Genomic DNA, 24395 nt, shown 5'->3' with positions numbered 1-24395 from the left:
CGATGAAAACAGTCTGGCGCATCCTCCGCATTGTTCTCTACACGCTGCTGATCGTGGTTGCGGGAGCGATCGGCGCGCTGGTGATGCTGACCAAGACCGAGCGCGGCCGCGACAATCTCGCCGGCATCATTTCGCGGCTGGCCTCGAACGACGACCGCAAGATCACGGTCAGCGGCATAGACGGCATCTGGTCCGGGGCGCTCAGCGTCGATCATGTCGTGCTGGAGGATCGCGAGGGCGCCTGGCTGGTGGCGCGCAAGGTGGCCGTCGACTGGTCGCCGCTGGCGCTGCTGTCGAAAAGCTTCAGCGCCGACCGTATCGCTGCCGAGCGCATCGAACTGGCCCGCCTGCCGGTGGCCGGCACGCAACAGCCGGCGCCGAGCGGCACGACGACGCTGCCGGTTTCCATCGACATCAAGCAGATCGATCTGCCCGAGATCGCGCTTGGCCAGCAACTGGCCGGCAGCGGCATCGCAGAGCTTGCGGCCAAGGGATCGGTCAAGGCCGATGCCGCGCCACTGGCGGTCGAGACGGTGCTCTACATCACCCGCCATGACGGCAAGCAAGGTAATGTCGACGCCAAGATCCACTTTGCGCCGGCGGACAACAGGCTCGATCTCGACCTCCAGGCCTCGGAGCCGGCAGGCGGTATCATCGCCAACCTGCTCAAGCTGCCCGACACGCCGCCGGTCGACATAAATGTCTCGGGCACCGGGCCGCTCGCCAATTGGAACGGCATCGGCACGTTCTCGGTCGACGGCAAGATCGTCACCCAGCTGACGGGTCGCCACCAACTGACCGACAAGGGCAATCATATCGAGGCCAAGGGCGATGGCGATTTCGCTCGCTTCCTGCCTGAGAATCTCAAGCCGCTGTTTGCCGGCAAGACCAGTTTCGACATTGCCGGCACCGCCACATCGGCCGGTGGCGTCAGTGTCGACCGCGCCAACATCGACAGCGATGCGGTGCACGGCACCGCGACCGGCATTGTCGATCCTGCCGGCGCCAGCGACCTCTCGGTCGAACTCGCCGCCAAGGGGCCGCCCGTGGTGATCAGCGTCGGCAGCAAGGCGCAGCCGATCACGCTGGCGATCAGCAATGCCACCGCCCGCGCCTTCGGCGACGGCAAGGCGCCGATCATCGACGTCGGCGCCTCCTTCGTCTCCATCGTCGCCGGCGGCACGCGGCTGGATGATCTGGCGGCCCAGATCCATTCCGACGGTTTTGACATCCAGAACCGCGCCGGGCCGGTCACCGTCAAGCTGGAGGCGGGCGGCCTCAACACCGACGTGGCGACGCTGGCGCCGCTGATCACCGGCAAGATCGATGTCGACCTGGCCGGGTCGGTCAGCAAGGACGCCATTGCCATCGACCAGGGCACGCTGCGTTCCGACGCGCTCAACGCTTCGCTGACCGCGACGGTGGCGCTTGCCGACCTGTCGATGCAGCTCAAGATGAACGCGGATGCCGTGGCGACGGCCTTTCCGCCGCAGATCGCCTCGGTGCTCGGCGCTAGGGTGAAATTCTCGGCGAGCGCGGCCCGCGACCCGCAAGGGTCTTTCGCCGCCAACTCGATCGAGTTCACGTCCGGCACGCTCAGCGCCGCCGGCACGGCCAGCATGCAAGGCACCGACATCCAGGCCGACATCAAGGGCAAATTGGGCGACGTTTCCGTGCTGTCGCCGACAGTCGGCGTGCCGGTTGCCGGTGGCGTCGATTTCGCGCTGTCGGCAAGTGGCGCCATGACGGCGCCGGATTTCACCGTTACCGCCGACAGCGACAGCCTGACGGCATCGGGCCGCACGGTGAAGAGCATCAAGCTGACGGCAAGCGGCAAGGCCGATATCACCAGTCCCGCCGCCAACGTATCGCTGACCGGCTCCGTCAACGACCAGCCGCTCGACATCAAGGCAGCGCTGGTGACGAGCGAAGGCAAGCGTTCGATCAACGGATTCCTGGTCTCGCTGGGCGACAACAAGGTCTCGGGCGATCTCGCGCTCGACGACAAATTCATGCCGCTCGGCACGCTGACGCTCGATGCACCCGCTATCGACCAGCTGGCCGCACTTGCCGGCCAGGCAGTGACGGGCGACATCGACGGCACCATCCGCTTTGCCAAGGAGGGCGACGCACCCTCGGTCGCGATCGATGCGAAGAGCACGTCGATCGCGCGCGGTGAGGTGACGGCCAAGGCCATCACTGTCAATGCGCTGATCGCCAATTATCTCAAGGCGCCTGCGATCGCCGGTTCGATCAAGGCCGGCAGCGTCACCTCGGGAACCTCCGAAATCGGCGATATCGGCGTCGACCTGAAGCGCGATGGCGACTGGACCAATTTCACCGGCGGCGCCACCATAGCGGGCATTCCGGCAACCGCTGCCGGCCGGGTGAAGATCGCCGACGGCACGACCAGCGTCGAGATTGCCTCGGGCGAAGCCACTGTTCGCGGCATCAAGGCGGCAATCGCTCAGGCGTCGACAATGAGCATCGCCAACGGCACGACCAGCATCGAGAAACTGGCTCTCGATGTCGGCGGCGGTTCGGTGACGCTGTCGGGCACTGCCGGTCAGACGCTCGACCTCGCGGCGCAATTTTCGGCACTGCCCGCGGCGCTCGCCAATGAATTTTCGCCCGGCCTCGATGCTGTGGGCACGCTCAGCGGCACGGCTGGTGTGACCGGACCGCCAGCCGCTCCCGATGTCCGCTTCAATGCGCAACTGACCGGAATCGAAACCAGCCAGACCCGGCAGGCCGGGCTCGGGCTGCTCGCCGTCGATGCGGCCGGCAGCTACACCTTGGCCGGCGGCGTGATGCTCGATCAGGCGACGCTGACCGGCGACAAGATTTCCGGCAAGGCCGCCGGCACCCTCAACCCGAACGGCGCTAGCGATTTTGCGCTGGATCTCATATCATCCGGCCCCAGCCTGCCCCTGACTGTCGGCAGCGCCGAGAGTCCGGTCAAGATCGAGATCCAGTCGCTGTCGGCAAAGGTGGCGGGCGAGAGCACGCGGGCCCGCCTGGATATCTCCGCGATCCTGCCCTCGATCGTCACCAGTCCGGCGAGGGTGGAGGGGCTTGCCCTGGCGTTGCACTCGGATGCGTTCGATCTCAAGAACCGTGCAGGGCCGGTTTCCGGCACAGTGTCGGTGGACGAGGTCGGTCTCGACAATCCGGTGATCGCGCCGCTGATCGCCGGCAAGGTCACGGCAGCCGTCAGCGGCCGCCTGACGGCCGACCTGTTTGCCATCGACAGCGGCTCGCTCAAGAGCGATGCGTTGAACAGCCAGGTCGCCGGCCAGGTATCGCTGCGAGACGGTGCCATCGACCTCAATCTGAAGGCGGATGCCCCATCGTCGGCCTTGCCGGCGGCGGCGCGCGGCATGCTTGGCGAACGCGCTGAGATCAGCGCCACGCTGAAGCGCGATCCCAAGGGCAGCATCAACATAGGCGGATTGAAGTTGACCTCGGGTGCGCTGACTGCCGACGGGCAAGCCAGCCTTGCCGACAACAAGGTGGCCGCCGACATCAAGGGCGCGCTGAGCGACATCTCTCTGCTGTCGAAGGATGCCAAGGGCGCCATCGCCTTTGCGTTGAAGGCACAGGGGCCGGCCACCGCGCCGGACCTGTCACTGACGGTCGACAGCGACAGGCTGCTGGTGGCGGCGCGAGAGATCACCGGGTTGAAGCTGACCGCCACCGGCAAGGCCGATGCCGCCAATCCGGCAGCCAACGTGCAACTGACCGGCAATGTCGCCGGCCAGGCGCTGCAAGGCAGCGCGGTGCTGGCGACGGCTGACGGCAAGAGCGCCATCAACGGGCTGCTGCTGTCGCTCGGCAAGAACAGGATTTCAGGCGATCTGGCACTGGACGAGAAGTTCGTGCCGGTCGGCACCATCGCGCTCGACCTGCCTGATATCGGACCGCTGGCGGCACTGGCGCTGGAAAAGGCCGAAGGCGACGTACGCGGCACGATTGCCTTCTCGAAGAATGGCGCAGCACCCCAGGTCGCCATCAAGGCGGCGACAGCGTCGATTACGCGCGGCGACCTGCAGGCGAAAGCCGTCTCGATCGATGCGCTGGTCGCCAACTATCTGGCGGCGCCCGTGATCTCCGGAAAGATCCGCGCCGACACCGTCACGTCGGGCGGCACCGTGATCAGCGGCATCGATGTCGATTTGAAGCGCGACGGCGACTGGACCGGTTTTTCCGGCGGCGCCACAGTCAAGGGCATTCCGGCACAGGCTGCTGGCCGCGTGAAAGTGGCCAACGGCACGACGACCATCGAGCTTGCCTCCGGCCAGGCGACCGTCCAGGGCATCAAGGCGGCCATTGCCCAAGCCTCGACCGTCAGCATCGCCAATGGCACGACGACGCTGGACAGGCTGGTGCTCAACCTTGGCGGTGGTACGGCGACGGTAACCGGCAAGGTCGGCACGGCGCTCGACATCAACGCGACGCTGGCGCGGGTGCCGATGTCGCTTGCGAACAGTTTCTCGGCCGGCCTCGACGCCGCCGGCTCGATTTCGGGCACGGTGAAGGTGACGGGTGCGCCGGCCAGCCCTGCGGTCGCCTTCAATATCGATGCGGCCGGCGTGCAAACATCGCAGACCCGAGGCGCTGGTGTCGGGGCGGTGAGTGTTTCCTCGTCCGGCACCTTTGCCGCCAACAAGCTGGCCTTCACCGCCAATGTCAGCGATGGCGCCGGCCTTGGCCTCAAGGGCGGCGGCACCGTGACGACGGCCGGCACGCCGGCGCTGGTGCTCGACTTCAATGGCGCCGTGCCGTTCGGCCTGCTGAGCCAGAAGCTCGCCGCGCAAGGCATGTCGCTGACGGGCACGGCCAATGTCAACGTGCAGGTGCGCGGTCCCGCGACATCGCCCGTCATCGGCGGCAGCGTCAGCACCTCCGGTGCGCGCCTTGTCGATGCGCGCTCCGGCCTCGCCGTCAACGATCTCGCCGCCGATGTCACGATTGCCGGCGGCGTCGCCAGGATCAACCGGCTGACCGGAACGCTGTCGACGCGCGGCAGCCTGTCGGCCAGCGGCACGGTCGGCATCAACCCGGCGCAGGGTTTTCCGGCCGATTTGTCGATCAAGCTGGTCGACGGCCGCTATACGGACGGAAGGGTGGTGACCGCCAATCTCGGGGGCGACCTGACGATCAAGGGACCGCTGACCTCCGCACCGGTCATTGCCGGCACCGTGAATCTCGCCAAGACGGTGATCACGGTTCCGGACAAATTGCCGGGCTCGCTGGCGGCGCTCGACGTCAAGCACAAGAACGCGCCAGCTGCGGTCAAGGCACAGGACACGGCGCTGCGGCCGCCGACGACCAGCGGCAAGGGCGGCGGTAGCGGCCTTGCGCTCGATGTCACGGTCAACGCCCCGAACCAGATCTTCATCCAGGGCAGGGGCGTCGATGCCGAACTTGGCGGCTCGCTCAGGCTGACCGGCCCGGCCTCGTCGCCGCAAGCGGTCGGCACCTTCACCTTGCAGCGCGGACGGCTGTCGATCCTCGGCAAGCGGCTGACCTTCACCGAAGGCACGGTCGGGTTTTCCGGCTCGCTGGTGCCCTATCTCAATTTGACGGCGACCACGACGACGACCAGCGCCACCGTCACCATCGTGGTGTCGGGCGAAGCGACCAATCCGAAGTTCACCTTCTCCTCGGTGCCGGCGCTGCCCGAGGACGAGGTGCTGGCGCAATTGATCTTCGGCCGCTCGATGTCGAACCTGTCGCCGCTGCAGATCGCCCAGTTAGCCGAGGCCGCCGGGCAACTGGCCGGCGTCGGCGGCTCGACGTCGCTTCTGGAAAACCTGCGCAGCGCCATTGGCGTCGACGATCTCGACGTCACCACCGACGACCAGGGCGGCACGGCGGTTTCGGCGGGCAAATACCTCAACGACCGCACCTATGTCACGATCCAGAAGGGCGACAAGCCGGGCTCGGGCAAGGCTACGATCGACCTCAATGTCGGGCGCGGCGTCAAGCTGCGCGGCGAGGCCAACGATGCCGGCGAAGCCAAGGGCGGCATCTTCTACGAGAAGGAATACTGATAATTCGGCAGGGCTTTTGGCCTCATGATGGATCGATTCTGGCGCTGTTCGGGCTGGAGTAAATGTCTCAGTTTAATCGACTATCGAGATTCCAGAAGAATCCATCGGACAGTAGCAAATTTGCGCCAAGACTGTCGTTATCACGCGAACCGCTCCCCTTTCAAAGTTGCACATTCCCTAACATGTTCTCAATCCACGCCGTCTTTGACATCATGGCCTGGATGCGGAATGTTAAAAGGCGGAAAGCCAACAATGGGAGTTAAGTCATGACAATTTATAAGAGTAATGGCGATCGCGTTCCGGATCACATCCTGGCCATGGCCGAAGAAGCCAAGGCAGGCAAGGTGGACCGCCGCGAATTCCTGGCCATGGCCAGCGTCTTCGGCGCATCGACGGCAATGGCTTACGGCTTGCTCGGGCTCGCCGATCCGACGCCGGCGAAGGCCGAAGAGGTAAAGGGCAAGAAGGGCGGCACGCTGAAGATCGCCCAGTGGATCAAGGATCCCAAGGACCCGCGCAAGGCCGACTGGTCGGAAATCGCCAATGCCGAGCGCCAGGCGCTCGAGCCGTTGGTCAAGTACACGTCCGAATACACGTTCCGCCCCTATCTGCTGGAAAGCTGGGACGTCAACGACGATGCCACGCAGTACACGCTGCATGTGCGCAAGGGCGTCACCTGGTCGAATGGCGATGCCTTCACCGCCGCCGACGTCGTCTTCAACCTGAAGCGTTGGGCCGACAAGAAAGCCGAAGGCAATTCCATGCCAGGCCGTCTTGGCTCGCTGGTCAAGGACGACAAGCTCGACGAAAGCGCCGTGACCATGCCGGACGACCACACGGTCGTGCTGAAGCTCACCAAGCCGGACATCGCGCTGATTCCGAACATGTGCGACTATCCCGGCCTCATCGTCCACAAGACCTTCGACGAGAAGGGCGGCGACTTCAAGGCCTGCCCGATCGGCACCGGTCCGTTCGAACTCGTCTCCTACGATGTCGGTCAGAAGGTGGTCTACAAGCGCCGCACCGACGACAAGTGGTGGGATGGCGAAGTGTTCCTCGATGGCCTGGAATTCATCGACTACGGCACCGATCCGGCAGCCATGGTCAGCGCTTTCGAAGCCGGCGAAGTGCACACCAATTTCGAGACTTCGGCCGACTATGTGTCGATCCTCGACGGCATGGACCTGGTGAAGTCGGAGATCGTCACCGCGTCGACCATCGTCTGCCGCACCAACGTCAACAACAAGCCCTATGGCGACCAGAAGGTGCGCAACGCGCTGCAGCTTGCGGTCGACAACAATGTCGTCTTGCAGCTCGGCTACGGCAATGCCGGTTCGGTCGCCGAAAACCACCATGTCTGCTCGATCCATCCGGAATATTACGAGCTGCCCAAGGTTGCCCGTGATCCGGCCAAGGCGAAGGCGCTGATGGCGGAAGCCGGCCAGGCCGACTTCGAACACGAGCTGATCACCGTCGATGAGGACTGGCACAAGAACACCGGCGATGCGATCGCCGCCCAGCTGCGCGACGCCGGCATCAAGGTGAAGCGCACCGTTCTGCCGGGTTCGACGTTCTGGAACGACTGGACGAAGTATCCGCTGTCGATGACCAACTGGAACATGCGCCCGCTCGGCGTCCAGGTTCTGGCCATCGCCTATCGCACCGGCGAGGCCTGGAACGAGGCCGGCTGGTCGAATCCGGACTGGGATGCCAAGCTCAATGCGGCGCTCGCCGTTGCCGACGCCGCCAAGCGCAAGGAGATGATGAAGGAAATCGAGCAGATCCTGCAGGATTCCGGCATCATGATCCAGCCGTACTGGCGCAAGCTCTACAGCCACTCGGTCAAGGCGGTGCAGAACTACAAGATGCACCCGACCTTCGAGCGCGACTACGGCAAGATCTGGCTCGACCAGGCTTGATCGCACCGGCATTGGGGGAAGAGGCTCGCTCCCTTCCCCCGCTCTTTGCATCGTCCGTCCCTGCTGGTCCGCACTTTCTCAAAAAAGTTGCGGACTCGCGGGCAAGGCCATGCAACAAAAACAGGGTTGATCGCATCCGAAGGCCTGTTTGACAGCCAGCCCCGCCGGTCACGGTAGGGTTGGCTTTCATAGCCGGCTCAAACCCCAACCCATCGGCAGGGGGCCGCCATGCTTTCCTTCGTTATCAGGCGTCTTGGCACCATGGCATTGACGATGCTGTGCCTGACCATGGTCGTCTTCTTCCTGATCAACCTCGAACCCAATCTGAAGAAGCTGGCGATCAGTCAGACCGAAATGCATACGTCGGCCGAGCAGCTCGAGAGCTGGCTGGTCAATCATGGCTATCGGCAGAACTTCTTCGTCCGCTATGGGCAGTGGTTGGGCGTGGTGCCCAAGCAACCTGTGACAGACCCGGCGACCGGCAAGCCGGCGCAGCGTTTCTCCTTCTGCAACGATCCACTCGTGCCGACCTTCGCCGGCGTTTTCCAGGGCGATTTCGGCTGCTCGACCAAGTTCAAGGCGACCGTCGCCTCAAAACTGTTTCCGGCACTTGGCGCTACGGGCATCCTGATGTTCTGGGTGCTGGTGGTGATGGTGCCGATCTCGCTGCTGATCGGCATTCTGGCCGGCATGCGCGAGGGGTCGCGAACCGACCGCGTGCTGTCGGTGGCATCGATCGCCTCGACGGCGACGCCTGAATATGTGTCGGGCGTCATCTTCACCGTCATCTTCGCCTCATGGCTAGGCTGGCTGAACGGCTCGGCGGCTTCGGCCAGCCAGGGCATCACCTTCTATAATTTCACTTTGCCGGTGATGACGCTGGCGATTTACGGCATCGGCTACATCGCCCGCATGACGCGTGCCTCGATGGTCGAAGTGATGACGCAGCAATATATCCGCACTGCCAGGTTGAAGGGTCTTTCCTTCGGCAGCGTCGTGGTCAAACATGCCTTGCGCAACGCGCTGATCGCACCGTTCACCGTCATCATGCTGCAGTTTCCCTGGCTGCTCACCGGCGTCGTCATCGTCGAGGTGATGTTTCGTTACCAGGGCTTCGGCTACACGCTGGTCGAGGCGGCCGGCAACAACGACATCGACCTTTTGCTCGGCTGCTCGCTGGTCTCGGTGTTCATCGTCTTGATCACGCAGCTCATTTCCGATGTCGGCTACGCATTTCTCAATCCGCGTATCAGAGTTCAGTAGGGAGCGAAGCGGATGCCGGTTCAATACATCAGTGGCTTCACCGTCGTTCTCGAAGTGCTGTCGCGCTTCTGGCCGGTCTGGATCGCGCTCGTCATCGTCATGGGCGCGAGCTTCGCCTACAAGAAGAAGCTGGCGCTCTACGGCCAGCTGTTCGACAGCGGTGTCGGCATCGTCGGCGTCGGCATCTGCCTGTTCTGGCTGTTCACGGCAATCTTCGCCGCGACCGTTTCTCCCTTCGATCCGCTGGCCCAGATTCCCATCATGAAGGATGTGCTGCCGGGCGCCGTCGAACCGAAATCGGGGCTGACCTATCTGTTCGGCGGCGACAAGCTGGCGCGCGACGTGTTTTCGCGCATGGTCTATGGCAGCCAGATCGTGCTGATCATCGCGCCTGCGGCAACCGGCTTCGCGCTGATGGTCGGCATCACGCTCGGCCTGCCCGCCGGCTACTACGGCGGCAAGATCGACACCGTGCTGTCGTTCCTGGCCAATCTCGTGCTGGCCTTCCCTGTGATCCTGCTGTTCTACCTTTTGGTGACGCCGGGCATCATGGACACGCCGATCCCTTATGGCATGGCCGGCGTCTTCTTCCTGTTCCCGATCATCTTCTTCAGCGTGCTGTTCTGGACCCGCTACAAAAACCGGCCCGACCGGCTCTACATCCTGCTCGGCATCACCCTGATCCTCGGCGGCTGGATCTATGCCGGCCTGGTCTTCGACGCCGATCCGCTGAAGATCGTGCATATCGACCCCAACCAGCTCAATATCTTCGTGGCGGTGGTGTTCGCGTCCAGCCCCGGCGTGTTCCGCATCGTGCGTGGCTTGGTGATGGACATCAAGACGCGTGACTATGTGGCGGCGGCGCAGACGCGCGGTGAATCGCCCTGGTACATCATGCTATGGGAGATCCTGCCCAATGCGCGCGGGCCACTGATCGTCGACGCCTGCCTGCGCATCGGCTACACCACGATCCTGCTCGGCACGCTCGGTTATTTCGGCCTTGGCCTGGCGCCGGAAAGTCCGGACTGGGGCACTGCGATCAAGGACGCCAGCCGCCTGCTGCGCTCCTTCATCCACCCGGCGTTGCCGCCGACGATCGCACTGATGTCGTTCGTGCTGGGCTTGAACCTGCTCGCCGACTCGCTGCGCGAACAATCGATGAAAGACTGATCTCGCGGGTTTCGACCCGATGCGCCTGATAGAAACAGGCCTAGAAGAACCAGGATTGGAGCGACCCATGAACGAGGCAGTTCGAAATCCCGCGACGCCAACCAATGGGCCGGCCAACGCGCCGATCATCGAGATCGAGAACCTGTCGATCTCCTTCTTCACCCGCAAGGGCGAGATCCCGGCGGTCATGGATTTTTCCTGCACCGTCATGCCCGGCGAGGCGATGGGCATCGTCGGCGAATCCGGCTGCGGCAAGTCGACCGTGTCGCTCGGCATCATGCGCGACCTCTCCAACATCGGGAAGATCGTCGGCGGCAAGATCAAGTTCCAGGGCAAGGACATGGGCGAGCTCTCCGACGAGGAGTTGCGCTCCATTCGCGGCAACAAGATCGCGATGATCTACCAGGAGCCGATGGCGAGCCTGAACCCGGCGATGAAGGTCGGCCAGCAATTGATGGAAGTGCCGCTGATCCACGACAAGGTGTCGAAGGAAGAGGCCCATAAACGCGCGCTTGACATGGTGCGCGCGGTCAAGCTGCCTGATCCCGAGCGCATGATGCGCTCCTATCCGCACCAGCTCTCGGGCGGCCAGCAGCAACGCATCGTCATTGCCATGGCGCTGCTGTCGAAGCCGGCGCTGCTTTTGCTCGACGAACCGACGACGGCGCTCGACGTGACGGTGGAGGCCGGCATTGTCGACCTGGTCAAGGGGCTCGGCGAGAAGTTCGGCACGTCGATGATTTTCGTGTCGCACAATCTCGGCCTGATCCTGGAAACCTGCGACCGCATCACGGTTATGTATTCGGGCGAAGCGGTCGAAACGGGCAAGATCAAGGACGTGTTCGACCGGATGCGCCACCCTTATACGCAAGGGCTGTTCCGCTCGATCCCGCTGCCCGGCGCAGACAAGAATTCGCGGCCGCTAATTTCGATCCCCGGCCAGCTACCGCTGCCGCACGAGCGGCCCAAGGGCTGCAATTTCGGCCCTCGCTGCCACCATTTCGTCGAGGGCGTCTGCAACGCCGCCGAAATCCCGATGATCGAGGTCGCGGGCCACGAAGGCCATTTCTCGCGCTGCGTGCGCTTCAACGAGATCGACTGGGAGGCGCTGCCGCCCGGCGCCAAGAAGGTCAATGAGCGCGTCGTGCCCGGCGCTCCGGTGCTCAAGATCGAGGATCTCAGAAAATACTACAGGGTCGGCGGCAGCGAGGTGTTCGGCTCGAGCGAGGGCCGCGTCGTCAAGGCCAACGAGACGATCTCGTTCATGGCGCGGGAATCCGAGACGGTTGCCATCGTCGGCGAATCCGGCTGCGGAAAGTCGACGCTGGCCAAGGTGCTGCTTGGGCTGGAGACGGCAAGTGCCGGCACGGTGACGCTGGGCAACAAGGAAATCCAGTCGACGGGCATCGAGAAGCGGAGCGTCGACACGGTGTCGTCGATCCAGATGGTGTTCCAGAATCCGTTCGACACGCTCAATCCCAGCCATTCGGTCGGTTCGCAGATCATCCGCACGCTGGAGAAGTTCAATGTCGGCAAGACGGTTGCCGATCGCCGCAAGCGCATGCTGGAACTGCTCGACCTGGTGAAGCTGCCGCGGGCATTCGAAACCCGCAAGCCGCGCCAGCTATCGGGCGGCCAGAAGCAGCGCATCGGCGTGGCGCGCGCCTTTGCCGGCGACGCCAAGGTGGTGGTGGCCGACGAGCCGGTCTCGGCATTGGACGTGTCGGTGCAGGCGGCGGTGACCGAACTGCTGATGGACATCCAGCGCAAGAACAAGACGACAATGCTGTTCATCAGCCATGATCTGTCGGTCGTGCGCTACATCGCCGACCGCGTCGTGGTCATGTATCTCGGCTATATTGTCGAGCAAGGCACGACCGACCAGATCTTCGCGCCGCCCTACCATCCCTATACCGAGGCGCTGCTGTCGGCGATCCCGATCGCTGACACCAGCGTGGTCAAGCGGCACATCGTGCTGGAGGGCGACATTCCCTCGGCGATGAACCCACCGTCCGGCTGCCCGTTCCAGACCCGCTGCGGCTACAAGAAGCTGGTGCCTGACAATCTGTGCGAGACCAAGGTGCCACCGGTCAAGCATCTCGGCGGCGGCCATATGAGCCTGTGCTGGCTCTCCGACGACGTGCTGGCAACGATGGAGCCGGTGATCAAGTTCGACAAGGAGCACGCCGCGCACGAAGGCGTGCCGGATGACGCGCCGCATGGCGATGGCCCCGGTTTTGCCGGCACGCCACCGAAGCGTCCGCGCGGCAAGACGGGCAGCGCGGAAGCCGATGCAGCGAGGCAGGCCGGCGAGGAGACGGAAGCCGTTTCGAAAGCCCGCCGTCACGAGGTCCGCGACGAGGTTTCGGAAACCGGCGATACCCCAAAGCCGGGCGTTTCTAGGAAACCGAACTGACCGGCATCAGGCAATGCCATCAATTTCATATGCTGCGCAAAACATGCGTCCCTTGAGAATCTCAGTCTGTTGCTCTATGTGATGCGTGATGTTTGATGCTTGGAAAGGAGGACGAATTGTGAGAACGACACTTGCAATCGATGATGATGTCCTTCTTGCCGCCAAGGCTATGGCGCGGCAGCAGGATCGCAGCGTGGGAGAAGTCATTTCCGATCTGGTTCGCCGTTCGCTGCGTCGGCCGCAGGCGGGCGGTGAGCGCAACGGCATTCCCTTGCTTTCGTCGCGGCCCGGCGGGCCGATGGTCGATCTCGAAACGGTCAATGCGCTTCGCGACGAGCTGCCGTGACCTTCCTGCTCGACGTCAATGTGTTGATTGCGCTGATCGATCCGGCTCATGTCGCGCATGACGATGCCCATCGGTGGTTCGAATCCACCGGGCATCACTCATGGGCCACATGCCCCATCACCGAGAATGGCGTTATCAGGATCGTGGGCAACCCCAAATACCCCAACTCTCCTGGCTCCCCTGCCGTCGTCGCGCCGATCGTCGGCAAATTGCACGCACTTGCCGGACACCAGTTCTGGCCCGATGACATTAGCCTTGTCAGTTCCAGAGAGATCGACGCGGGCAAGATCCTGACTTCGACGCAAGTAACCGACAGTTATCTGCTGGCGCTGGCCAAGTCGCATGACGGCGAGTTGGCGACGTTCGACCGAAAGCTATCGACGACGGCGGTAAAATCAGGGAAGGCAATCCTTCATCTGATCCCAAGCAAGTGAATCGCTGAGATCTTTTCTGCTCGAGGGGCGACATCGCTTTTCGCAGCGCCAAGTGATTTCACTTGGCTGCGTAATGCTCCGGCAAAGTCAGTTGCCGCACTCGCTCAGTTGCTGCGCATAGTCCCGCGCCATCTTGTCGGTGGCCCGGGCATAGCCCTGGACGCCGGCATCGCCCCGGTTGCCGCGGCCATAGGCGGTCCAGCCGAGATAGTAGGCAAGATAGAGGTTGTAGGTATCGTTGCGGGCAACGCCATACCTGTCTGCGGTCTTGGAATGATACCAGCCGACAAAGTCGACGGCGTCGGCGAATTTCGTCCGCCGTGCCGCCCAGTTGCCGGTCTCGCGCTGATATTGCGACCAGGTGCCGTCCAGCGCCTGCGAGAAGCCGGTGGCCGACGAGACATGCTTCCACGGAATGAAGCCGAGCAGCTTGGTGCGTGGCGGCCGTGCATTGCTCTTGAAACCGGATTCTTTGCGCACCGTCGCCATCAGCACGGGAACGGGGATGCCGTATTTCTGCTGGGCGCGCTCGGCGGCCGACTGCCAGTTGTCGAACCAGCCGTCATTCTGGTCGAAGACGGCACAGACATTGTTGATGTGGCTGGGCGGCGTGGCGCAGGCCGAAAGCGCCAGCAGCACGCAAACCGCACCAATTTTACTAAAACTCGAACTACGCATGGGCAGAGCAATAGGCCGAAATCATAAAGGGAATCTTGCGGCGTCCGTTAACGCTTCGCCGGCGCAGTCTCTAAGGAAATCCAGTATCGATAATCCGACGCACTTCGTCGCTTTTTCTAAACAGACATTGCAGAAATGCCGCCGTGGCTAAAATCGCGCCCGCAGACGACGTATTTCTGACAGCTTGCCCGGTTTGCCGGGGCTTTGATACCGGCATGAACGAACCAAGACGCAAACGCGGCGCCGAGCGCACCAGCAACAGAGGGCCATCGGCCATCCCGCAACTGTCGCTCAGGCGGGTGACAAATCCCTATCCGCCAATGGCGATGCTGTCGCCCGACCAGATCGAGCAGATCCATCAGGCGTCGATGCACATATTGGAGAATCTCGGCATCGAGGTGATGAGCCCGCGGGCGCTGTCGCTGTTCGAGAAGGCCGGCGCCAAAGTCGATCATGCCTCGGCGAATGTCCGCATCGATCGCGGCCTGGTCGAAGACGTGCTGAAGACCACGCAGTCCAGCTATGTGTTGACGCCGCGCAACCCGGCCAACGCGGTTCATCTCGGCGGCAACACCATCAATTTCACGCTGGTTGCCGGACCGCCCAATGTGCACGATATGGAGCGCGGCCGCCGCGCCGGCAATTTGCGCGACTATGCGGATCTGACCCGGTTGGCGCAGCATTTCAACTGCATCCACATGCTGGGCAACCAGGTCTGCGCACCGGTGGAACTGCCGGCCAATTCCCGCCATCTCGACACCTATTTCACCAATCTGACGCTGACCGACAAGAGTTTCCATGTCTCGGCGATCGGGAGGGGCAGGGCGCTTGACGGCATCGAGATGATGGCGATTTCGCGCGGGCTGACGCTCGATCAGATGCGCGACGATCCCGGCATCACCACGATCATCTCGGTCAACTCGCCGCGCCGCTTCGACGAGATGATGACCGAAGGACTGATGACCATGGCCGAGTTCGGCCAGTCGGTGGCGGTGACGCCGTTCACGCTGATGGGGGCGATGAGCCCGGTGACGCTGGCTGGCGCGCTGGCGCAGCAGAACGCCGAGGCGCTGTTCGGCGTCGTGCTGACGCAGCTTGTCCGTCCAGGCGCGCCGGTCATGTATGGCGCCTTCACCTCCAATGTCGACATGAAGTCCGGCGCGCCGGCCTTCGGCACGCCTGAGAACACCAAGGCCAACATTGCGTCGGGGCAACTGGCGCGGCGCTACGGGCTTCCGTACCGCACGACGCCGGGCTCGGCTTCCAACGCTGCCGATGCGCAGGGCGCCTATGAGACGCTGATGGCGCTGTGGGGCGCGGTGCTCGGCCACGGCAACCTCGTCTACCACGCCGCCGGCTGGCAGGAGGGCGGGCTGACGGCGTCGTTCGAAAAATTCATCATCGATGTCGAGATGATCCAGCACATGATGGAGTTCTTGCGCCCGATCGAGGTCAATGAGGCCGAGCTCGCCGTCGAGGCGTTGGGCGCGGTGCCGACCGGCGGCCATTTCTTCGGCGAACCGCACACGCTGGAGCGCTACGCCACCGCCTTCTACCAGCCGATGCTGTCCAACTGGCAGAATTACGAGGCGTGGCAGGAGGCTGGCGGGCTCGACGCGACGGCGCGCGCGACGCGGCTGTGGAAGAAGGCGCTGGAAGACTATGTCGAGCCGGTGATGGATATCGCCGTGCGCGAGGCGCTGGAGGCTTACATGGCCAGGCGCAAGGAAGCGATCGGGCAGGGCGAGCCGTGATCGTTCCCAGCTTGAATCCACTCACCCATCCAACTCACTGATAACAGAGCAAAACTCATGAAATCGCATGCAAAGGTCGTGGTCATTGGCGGTGGCGTCGTCGGGTGCTCCGTGCTGTTCCATCTCGCCCGCCACGGCTGGACCGATGTTGTCCTGCTGGAGCGCGACGAATTGACGTCCGGCTCGACCTGGCACGCGGCCGGCGGCATGCACACCATTAATGGCGACCCTAACGTCGCCAAGCTGCAGAAATACACCATCAACCTCTACAAGGAGATCGAGGAGCTTTCCGGGCAGGCGACCGGCGTGCATCTGACCGGTGGCGTGCTTCTGGCGGCAACCGAGGCGCGGCTGGACTGGCTGCGCGGCGTCGTCGCCAAGGGCCGCTATCTCGGCATCGAGCTGGAGGAGATCTCGCCCAACGAGGCGGCCGAACTGATGCCGCTTCTCGACCCCAGGCAGTTCGTCGGCGCCGTCAGGAACAAGGAGGACGGCCATCTCGACCCCTCGGGCGTCACCCATGCCTATGCCAAGGCCGCGCGGAAACTTGGGGCGGAAGTGGAGCGTTTCACCAAGGTCGAGGACATTGTGCGGCGTCCTGACGGGCTGTGGCGCATCATCACCAACAAGGGCGAGGTGGTGGCCGAGCATGTCGTCAATGCCGGCGGCCTGTGGGCGCGCGAGGTCGGCCGCATGGTTGGTCTCGAACTGCCGGTGCTGGCCATGGAGCACATGTACCTGATCACCGAGGATATGCCGGAGGTCGCCGCCTGGAACGCCAAGACCGGCACCGAGATCATCCACGCGGTCGACTTCGATGGCGAGCTTTACCTGCGCCAGGAGCGCGGCGGCATGCTGATGGGCACCTATGAGAAGGCCAACAAGCCGTGGTCCGAATACCAGACGCCATGGAATTTCGGCCATGAACTGCTGGCGCCGGACATCGACCGCATCGCGCCGTCGCTGGAGGTCGGCTTCCGCCATTTCCCGGCCTTCCAGAACACCGGCATCAAGCAGATCATCAACGGCCCCTTCACCTTCGCGCCGGACGGCAACCCGCTGGTCGGGCCGGTGCGCGGGCTGCCGGGCTTCTGGGTCGCTTGCGGCGTCATGGCCGGTTTTTCGCAAGGCGGCGGCGTCGGCCTCGCTTTGTCGAACTGGATGATCGAGGGCGATCCCGGCGCCGATATCTGGGCGATGGATGTCGCGCGCTACGGCGACTGGGCGACGATGGCCTATACCAACGCCAAGGTGCGCGAGAATTATTCCAGGCGCTTTTCGATCCGCTTCCCCAATGAGGAGTTGCCCGCCGGGCGGCCGCTGAAGACGACGCCGATCTATGATCTGCTGTCTGCTGGGGGTGCGCAATGGGGCGTTGCCTATGGGCTGGAAGTGCCGCTGTGGTACGCGCCGGAAGGCGTCAAGGACGAATTCTCGTGGCGCCGCTCGAGCGACTTCACGCAGGTCGCCAGGGAGGTCGCGACGGTTCGTGACGGTGTCGGCCTGTCCGAGATTTCGAGCTTCGCCAAATACAAGGTGACGGGTGAGGGGGCGGCCGCCTGGCTCGACCGGATGCTTGCCTGCAAACTGCCGAAACCCGGCCGCATGACGCTGGCGCCGATGCTGAAGCAGGACGGCAGGCTGATCGGCGACTTCACGCTGGCCAATCTGGGGGAAGACGGCTGGTTCCTCGCCGGCTCCGGCATCGCCGAGCAATACCACATGCGCTGGTTCGAGCAGCACCTGCCAGACGACGGCTCGGTCCGCATCGAGGCGCTGGGCCAGAAGCTCAGCGGCTTGTCGATCGCGGGGCCGAAGGCGCGGGATGTGCTGGCAAAGGCCACGCGTTCGGATGTCTCCAATGCGGCATTTTCCTTCATGGCCATTGGCCGGATGGATATCGGCATGGCGCCGTGCCTGGTCGGCCGTGTGAGCTATACCGGCGATCTCGGCTACGAAATCTGGGTGACGCCGGAATACCAGCGCGCCGCCTATCAAGCGCTGATGGCGGCGAGCGAGGAATTCGGCATCGGCCTGTTCGGCTCGCGCGCCCTCAATGCGCTGCGGCTGGACAAGAATTACGGCTCATGGGGGCGCGAGTACCGGCCGATCTACGGACCGCTGGAAGCGGGGCTCGACCGCTTCGTTGCTTACGGCAAGGACGCCGATTTCATCGGCAAGGCCGCGGCGCTGGCCGAGCGCAAGCTGGGCGGCAAATTGCGCCTGCGCGCCTTTATCGTCGATGCCGACGATGCCGATGTCATTGGCGACGAGCCGATCTGGTTCGATGGTGCGGTGCGCGGCTGGGTGACGTCGGGCGGCTATGCGCATCATTCGAAGAAATCCGTCGCCATCGGCTATGTGCCGAAGGAGATCGCCGATGAGAGCGACGGCTTCGAAATCGAGCTGCTGGGCAAGCGCCATGCGGCGCGCATTCAGGTGGTGCCGCTTTTCGACGCCAATTTCGAACGGATGCGTGCCTGAAGCGCTTCGGCTTCGCCGATGCGCTTCAGATTCCTGTTTTGTACATGTCGTTGTCCCAAAACCGCGGGCACTTTTGGGCGACATGCACTAGGCCCGCCCCTTCTTCTGGGCGTCAGGCGCTGCGGCGGTTGTCCAGCGCGAAGGCGCCGGCGCCCGCAAACACCAGATAGAGGAAGATGAAGCAGAATGAGATCGCCGAATCGCCGCCATTGTTGACCGGGAAGAAGTCGCGCGGCGCGTGCGCCATGAAATAGGCGATCGCCATTTCGCCGGCCAGAAGGAACGCGACCGGCCGGGTGAACAGGCCCAGCGCCAGCAGGATGCCGCCGGCGAATTCGAGGATGCCGGCGGTCATGGTCAGCCCGGAAAGGGCGTGGGGATCGGCGCTGACGGGGAAGTTGAACAGTTTCTGGCTGCCATGCTCTATGAACTGCAGCGCGGTCACGATGCGCAGAATGCCGAGTGCCTGCGGCTGATATTTGGCAAGGCCGTCGAAAAGCTTCATCTAAAACTCCCTTTAGCTTCCGGGATCGGCCATAGTTTATCGCCCGGCATTGGACCATTCATTTCCCCTGGTTTGCCATCAACAATCAGTGATTGGGAATGTTCCCAATTCCCTTCAAATGTTTCTCGCCAGGGTTGCATTAATACCTCTATGGTTGTATTAATGCGTGTACAACAATCTGAATGTGTGGGGGTCTTGCCATGAAAAAAGTCGTCATCAGCCTGTTCGCGATCGTCGCAGGCACCAGCTTCGCCATGGCCGAGGACGCCGGCTGTGAGGCCTTCAAATGGCCGGTGACGCGGGAGCAGACCCTGTTTGCCGCGGCACCGGCAGCGCCGTCCGGAGCGGCGCTGGCGGTTGGTGCGGCTGCGGACCTGGCGCTGGTGCCGGTAGAGAAAGCCGGTTTTGCGGTGGCGCCCGAACGTGCGCCGGCATCAGACACGTTTGGGGCCGTCGCCAGCGTGGAAGTGCCATCCGAGGGAGCCATCCAGATCAGTCTCTCGGGGGAGGCCTGGATCGATGTCATCCAGGATGGCCAGGCCATCAAGTCGGCGGGCTATAGTGGCGTGAAAACATGCCCTGGCATCCGCAAGAGCGTGCGCTTCAAGCTTGCGCCCGGCCCGGCCACCGTCCAGTTCAGCGGCGCGAAAAAAGCTGAGTTGAAGGTTGCGGTGCTGGCGCCGGAATGAGACGGCGCCAGGCAGGGGTAGAGGCCTTCATTGGTGGTCTGATGAAAACCCGCGCTTTGTGTCAGCGGTTTTCGATCGCGGTCAGCGGACTGGCGCCATCAAGGCGAAGTGCGCGTCTTGCGGGTCCTGGCATTGGACGATCCAACTGCCGCCGGGGACCTCCATCGGGCCCATCAGGATCTTGCCGCCATTGTCGGTGACCCGTTTTGCGGCCGCGTCGATGGCCGCAACGTTGAAGTAGAATTGCCAGACCGGCACCGGGATCTGCTCCGGCTTGTTCATGATGCCGCCGCCGGATTCGGGGCCAGCCGTAAAAGTCTGGTAAGTGCCCATCGGACCCATGTCGAAATCGCCGGCGTCGATCCAGCCGAACTGCTCGGAATAGAAATCGAACGCGGCTTTCCAGTCGCTCGTATAAAGCTCGTGCCAGCCGATGTGGCCCGGCGTGCCGGCCGGCACGACAGGCTGGTCGGGACCGTTCGGCTGCAGGAACATGAAGGTCGTGCCTTGCGGATCGGCGACGACGGCAAAGCGGCCGACACCCAGCATGTCGTCGGGCTGGCGGTGAACGGTGCCGCCGGCTTTCTCCAGCGATGCCGTGGCGGCGTCGACATCCTTGGTGTGAATATAGCCAAGCCAGGCAGGCGGCATGCCCATCTTGGCGGCATCCTCGGGCAAGGTCATCAGTCCGCCGACGCCACGTTCGCCGACATTCATCACGATATAGCGCGGCATGCCGGGTGCCTTATCGAAGGGCTGCGCCGTCCAGCCGACCACTTGGGTGTAGAACGCCTCGGCGGCGTCGAGATCTGATGTCATCAATTCGTACCAGAAGAAGGGCATCGGGGTTTTCGGCATTTTCGGTCTCCTCACCTTTCATGGATCGATCGTCGTCCATCTTAGGACGATCCTCACGACGGAAATCCGACACGCCCGGACAACAATGGGTGTGTGTGCCAAGCGTTCCCTGGTTGCGCGAGCTCTGGTTTTCGATTTCTCTGCGGTGATGAGGGGTTGTCGTCCATGCGCTTGATGTCGCTCACGCCCGAGCTTGTCGCACTGTGCCATCGGGAAGAGGCCGATCCCGGCCCGGACCCGAGTTGGACAGACATGAACGACGAGGATTTCCGCACCCTTGCCTTGCGGCTGTCCAATGAAGCCGATGAGGGACCACTATGGGTGTTCGCTTACGGGTCCCTGATCTGGAAGCCGGAATTCGAGTCGGTCGAGCAACAGCTCGCCACGGCCTTTGGCTGGCACCGCTCTTTTTGCCTCGACATGGTGCGTTGGCGGGGCAGCGCCGAGCAGCCGGGGTTGATGATGGCGCTCGAACGGGGCGGACGCTGCAACGGCGTGATCTACCGCTTGCCGGAGGGCGAAAAGCCGGCGCAGATCGAAAGGCTGCTGCGACGCGAGATCAGCGACCACGAAAGCATCGAGACGGTCCGGTGGCTGCCGGTGCATACGCCGCAAGGTACGCTGCGCGCGCTTGGCTTCTGGGTCGGCGTGAAGGGCAGGGGAACGTCGCTGAACCAGCCGCTGGACAGAGTGGCGAGCGTGCTGGCCAGAGCCTGCGGGCATATTGGATCCGGCGCCGAATATCTCTACAACACGGTCAGCCATCTCGAGGAATTCGGCATCCATGACCGCAATCTGTGGCGGCTGCAGCAACTGGTAGCCGACGAGGTCAAGACCATTCATGGCTGTAAGCTTGAACCCGGCCATTCGCGCGCACTGAAAAGTGGCCCTCGCCTCCAATAACATGACTAAAAAAATCATGTTATTGTCGAGCCTTTTCAGGGGCTTGCGCCGAAAATTGACCAATTGATAAAAAAATAAAACGTGCTAGCCTTCCTCAAAAGAAAACATGGGGAACTGACGATGCCAGAAGGCCAATTCAGGGAAGGCATTGCGGGCGGCAGGCTCTCGGCCGACCAGTATGCGGACAATTTTTCCGACCTGCATCCGCCGCTCGATCACCACGAGGCGCTGGTCGAATCCGATCGTTGCTATTTCTGCTACGACGCGCCGTGCATGAATGCATGCCCGACCTCGATCGACATTCCGCTGTTCATCCGCCAGATCTCGACCGGCAATCCGATCGGTTCGGCCAAGACCATCTTCGACCAGAACATATTGGGCGGCATGTGCGCCCGCGTCTGCCCGACCGAAACGCTGTGCGAGGAAGTCTGCGTGCGCGAGGTGGCGGAAGGCAAGCCGGTGCAGATCGGCCGCCTGCAGCGCTACGCCACCGATGTCGCCATGGGCGAGAACAAGCAGTTTTATCCGCGCGCCGAGCCGACCGGCAAGACAATCGCCGTGGTCGGCGCCGGGCCGGCCGGCCTTGCCGCCGCGCACCGGCTCGCCCGCCACGGCCATGACGTGACCATCCTGGAAGCGCGCGCGAAGGCCGGTGGCCTCAACGAATACGGCATCGCCGCCTACAAGAGTGTCGACGATTTCGCCCAAGCCGAAGTCAACTACGTGACCGCGATCGGCGGCATCGACATCCAGAACGGCAAGGCGCTCGGCCGCGACTACCAGCTGTCGGACCTGATCCGCAATTACGATGCGGTGTTTCTCGGCATGGGCCTTGGCGGCGTCAACGCGCTGCGTGCTGATGGCGAGGAGGCCGACGGCGTCATCAACGCGGTCGAGTTCATTGCCGAACTGCGCCAGGCCAGCGACCTTTCCGGCCTGCCGGTTGGCCGCCGTGTCGTCGTCATCGGTGGAGGCATGACGGCCATAGACGCCGCGGTACAGTCGAAGCTGCTCGGCGCCGAGGAGGTGACGATCTGCTACCGGCGCGGCCAGGAGCACATGAACGCTTCCGAATTCGAACAGGATCTGGCGGCAGCCAACGGCGTCAGCATCCGCCACTGGCTGCAGCCGAAGCGGGTGATCGCCGAAGGCGGCAAGGTCACCGCCGTCGAACTCGAATACACGGCGCTGAACGGCGACAGGCTTGCCGGCACCGGCGAGACACTGACGCTCGTTGCCGACCAGGTGTTCAAGGCGATTGGACAGAGTTTTGTGCCGGTCGCCCTTAATGGCAGCGGTGCGTCGATCGATCTTGAAGCCGGCCGCATCAAGGTCGATGCGGAAGGGCGCACTTCTCTCGCCAGGGTCTGGGCCGGCGGCGACTGCATCTTCGGTGGCGACGACCTGACCGTCTCGGCGGTCGCGCAAGGCCGCGACGCTGCGGAGAGCATCAATCGGGCACTGACCTCGAACGGGAGGGCATGAGCATGGCAGATATCAGAAACAATTTCGTCGGCATCAAATCGCCAAATCCGTTCTGGCTGGCCTCGGCGCCGCCGACCGACAAGGCCTACAACGTCATCCGCGCCTTCAAGGCCGGCTGGGGCGGCGTGGTGTGGAAGACGCTGGGCGAGGAAGGCCCACCGGTGGTCAACGTCAACGGCCCGCGCTACGGCGCGATCTGGGGCGCCGACCGCCGCCTGCTCGGCCTCAACAACATCGAGCTGATCACCGACCGCGACCTGCAGGTCAATTTGCGCGAGATCAAGCAGGTCAAGAAGGACTGGCCCGACCGCGCCATCGTCGTCTCGCTGATGGTGCCATGCGTCGAGGAGGCCTGGAAGGCGATCCTGCCGGTGGTCGAGGAGACGGAGGCCGACGGCATCGAGCTCAATTTCGGCTGCCCGCACGGCATGTCGGAACGCGGCATGGGTGCCGCCGTCGGCCAGGTGCCGGAATATATCGAAATGGTGGTGCGCTGGTGCAAGCAGAACACCCGCATGCCCGTCATCACCAAGCTGACGCCCAACATCACCGATGTGCGCAAGCCCGCACGGGCGGCACATGCCGGCGGCACTGACGCGGTGTCGCTGATCAACACCATCAATTCAATCACCGGTGTCGACCTCGACAGCTTCGCGCCGCAGCCGACAATCGACGGCAAGGGCTCGCATGGCGGCTATTGCGGCCCGGCGGTGAAGCCGATCGCCATGAACATGGTGGCCGAGATCGCGCGCGATCCCGAAACCCGCGGCCTGCCGATCTCCGGTATCGGCGGCATCACCACCTGGCGCGATGCTGCCGAATTCATGGCGCTCGGCGCCGGCAATGTGCAGGTCTGCACGGCGGCAATGACCTATGGCTTCAAGATCGTGCAGGAAATGATCGCGGGCCTCGAAAACTGGATGGACGAGAAGGGGCACGCCTCGCTCAACGACATCGTCGGCCGCGCCACGCCCAATGTCACCGATTGGCAGTATCTCAACCTGAACTACGTCGCCAAGGCGCGTATCGACCAGGATGCCTGCATCAAATGCGGCCGCTGCCACATCGCCTGCGAGGACACTTCGCACCAGGCGATCACCAGCATGGTCGACGGCGTCAGGCACTTCGAGGTGATCGAGGCCGAATGCGTCGGCTGCAATCTGTGCGTTAATGTCTGCCCGGTCGAGAACTGCATCACCATGGAACCGCTGGCGGCAGGCGTGATGGACCAGCGCACCGGCAGGCCGGTATCGCCGGTCTATGCCAACTGGACGACGCACCCGAACAATCCGATGGCCAAGGTGGCTGCGGAATAGGGACTTACCCCAACAAAAGAGCGGCGCTTTCGAGCTAATGCAGTTCACTTAAGTTGGGCTGGATGAGGATCTGGTAAGACCTATCGAACAGGATGGAGATTCGTTTCCATCCTGTTCGT

General features: G+C 63.3%; 16 protein-coding genes. 13 read left to right on the top strand and 3 right to left on the bottom strand.

Features of this window, described 5'->3' with window-relative positions; translation table 11 throughout:
• Positions 1-2 precede the first annotated feature (2 nt).
• The 7 genes from NKJ37_RS28430 to NKJ37_RS28400 all read left to right on the top strand — a co-directional run bounded on the left by NKJ37_RS28430 (position 3) and on the right by NKJ37_RS28400 (position 13604).
• Positions 3-6056, top strand: a complete 6054-nt coding sequence (locus tag NKJ37_RS28430; protein ID WP_352776003.1) for a translocation/assembly module TamB domain-containing protein — start codon at positions 3-5, stop codon at positions 6054-6056.
• Positions 6057-6322: 266 nt separating this feature from the next.
• Entirely contained in the window at positions 6323-7975 is a 1653-nt protein-coding gene (locus NKJ37_RS28425; protein WP_352441159.1) for an ABC transporter substrate-binding protein, read from the top strand.
• A gap of 228 nt (positions 7976-8203) precedes the next feature.
• On the top strand, positions 8204-9238 hold the full coding sequence (locus tag NKJ37_RS28420; protein WP_027035014.1) for an ABC transporter permease: 1035 nt from the start codon (positions 8204-8206) through the stop codon (positions 9236-9238).
• A 12-nt stretch (positions 9239-9250) separates the two neighbouring features.
• Positions 9251-10408: an ABC transporter permease gene (locus tag NKJ37_RS28415; protein ID WP_023813215.1), complete on the top strand. Its 1158-nt coding sequence runs from the start codon at positions 9251-9253 to the stop codon at positions 10406-10408.
• A 67-nt stretch (positions 10409-10475) separates the two neighbouring features.
• Positions 10476-12824, top strand: coding sequence for a dipeptide ABC transporter ATP-binding protein (locus tag NKJ37_RS28410; RefSeq protein WP_128303439.1), 2349 nt, complete (start codon positions 10476-10478; stop codon positions 12822-12824).
• 118 nt (positions 12825-12942) lie between these two features.
• Complete coding sequence (locus tag NKJ37_RS28405; protein ID WP_023813213.1) at positions 12943-13170, top strand: ribbon-helix-helix domain-containing protein; 228 nt, start codon at positions 12943-12945, stop codon at positions 13168-13170.
• Positions 13167-13604 carry a TA system VapC family ribonuclease toxin gene (locus tag NKJ37_RS28400; RefSeq protein WP_023813212.1) on the top strand — a complete coding sequence of 146 codons (438 nt, stop codon included), beginning with the start codon at positions 13167-13169 and terminating at the stop codon, positions 13602-13604. Before NKJ37_RS28405 ends, NKJ37_RS28400 begins: the two co-directional genes overlap by 4 nt.
• 87 nt (positions 13605-13691) lie before the next feature.
• Here NKJ37_RS28400 and NKJ37_RS28395 read toward each other — a convergent pair whose 3' ends face one another.
• A complete protein-coding gene (locus tag NKJ37_RS28395) occupies positions 13692-14282 on the bottom strand; it encodes a transglycosylase SLT domain-containing protein (protein ID WP_352441157.1) in 591 nt (196 codons plus the stop codon).
• Between the two features lie 215 nt (positions 14283-14497).
• Here NKJ37_RS28395 and NKJ37_RS28390 point away from each other — a divergent pair, with 215 nt between their 5' ends.
• Together NKJ37_RS28390 and NKJ37_RS28385 are read left to right on the top strand one after the other, a co-directional pair.
• Complete coding sequence (locus NKJ37_RS28390; protein ID WP_352775997.1) at positions 14498-16036, top strand: trimethylamine methyltransferase family protein; 1539 nt, start codon at positions 14498-14500, stop codon at positions 16034-16036.
• Between the two features lie 57 nt (positions 16037-16093).
• Positions 16094-18520, top strand: a complete 2427-nt coding sequence (locus NKJ37_RS28385) for a GcvT family protein (protein ID WP_128303441.1) — start codon at positions 16094-16096, stop codon at positions 18518-18520.
• Between the two features lie 112 nt (positions 18521-18632).
• Here NKJ37_RS28385 and NKJ37_RS28380 read toward each other — a convergent pair whose 3' ends face one another.
• Complete coding sequence (locus NKJ37_RS28380) at positions 18633-19025, bottom strand: DoxX family protein (RefSeq protein WP_128303442.1); 393 nt, start codon at positions 19023-19025, stop codon at positions 18633-18635.
• Between the two features lie 200 nt (positions 19026-19225).
• Between NKJ37_RS28380 and NKJ37_RS28375 the strand changes: the two genes are divergently transcribed.
• Entirely contained in the window at positions 19226-19714 is a 489-nt protein-coding gene (locus tag NKJ37_RS28375; RefSeq protein WP_206517306.1) for a hypothetical protein, read from the top strand.
• An 81-nt stretch (positions 19715-19795) separates the two neighbouring features.
• On the opposite strand, the gene NKJ37_RS28370 is transcribed toward NKJ37_RS28375, so the two are convergent.
• Positions 19796-20572, bottom strand: a complete 777-nt coding sequence (locus tag NKJ37_RS28370) for a VOC family protein (RefSeq protein ID WP_128303444.1) — start codon at positions 20570-20572, stop codon at positions 19796-19798.
• A 165-nt stretch (positions 20573-20737) separates the two neighbouring features.
• Between NKJ37_RS28370 and NKJ37_RS28365 the strand changes: the two genes are divergently transcribed.
• From NKJ37_RS28365 to preA, 3 genes are all read left to right on the top strand, one after another.
• Positions 20738-21475, top strand: a complete 738-nt coding sequence (locus NKJ37_RS28365; protein WP_128303445.1) for a gamma-glutamylcyclotransferase — start codon at positions 20738-20740, stop codon at positions 21473-21475.
• A 120-nt stretch (positions 21476-21595) separates the two neighbouring features.
• On the top strand, positions 21596-22960 hold the full coding sequence (locus NKJ37_RS28360) for an NAD(P)-dependent oxidoreductase (protein WP_023813204.1): 1365 nt from the start codon (positions 21596-21598) through the stop codon (positions 22958-22960).
• Between the two features lie 2 nt (positions 22961-22962).
• Positions 22963-24276, top strand: coding sequence for an NAD-dependent dihydropyrimidine dehydrogenase subunit PreA (preA, locus tag NKJ37_RS28355; protein WP_027035003.1), 1314 nt, complete (start codon positions 22963-22965; stop codon positions 24274-24276).
• Positions 24277-24395 lie beyond the last annotated feature (119 nt).

Source organism: Mesorhizobium sp. M0140 (assembly GCF_040322475.1).
Classification (GTDB): domain Bacteria; phylum Pseudomonadota; class Alphaproteobacteria; order Rhizobiales; family Rhizobiaceae; genus Mesorhizobium.
The sequence above is the reverse complement of the archived record's forward strand: the minus strand, read 5'-3'. Positions and strand labels throughout refer to the sequence as shown.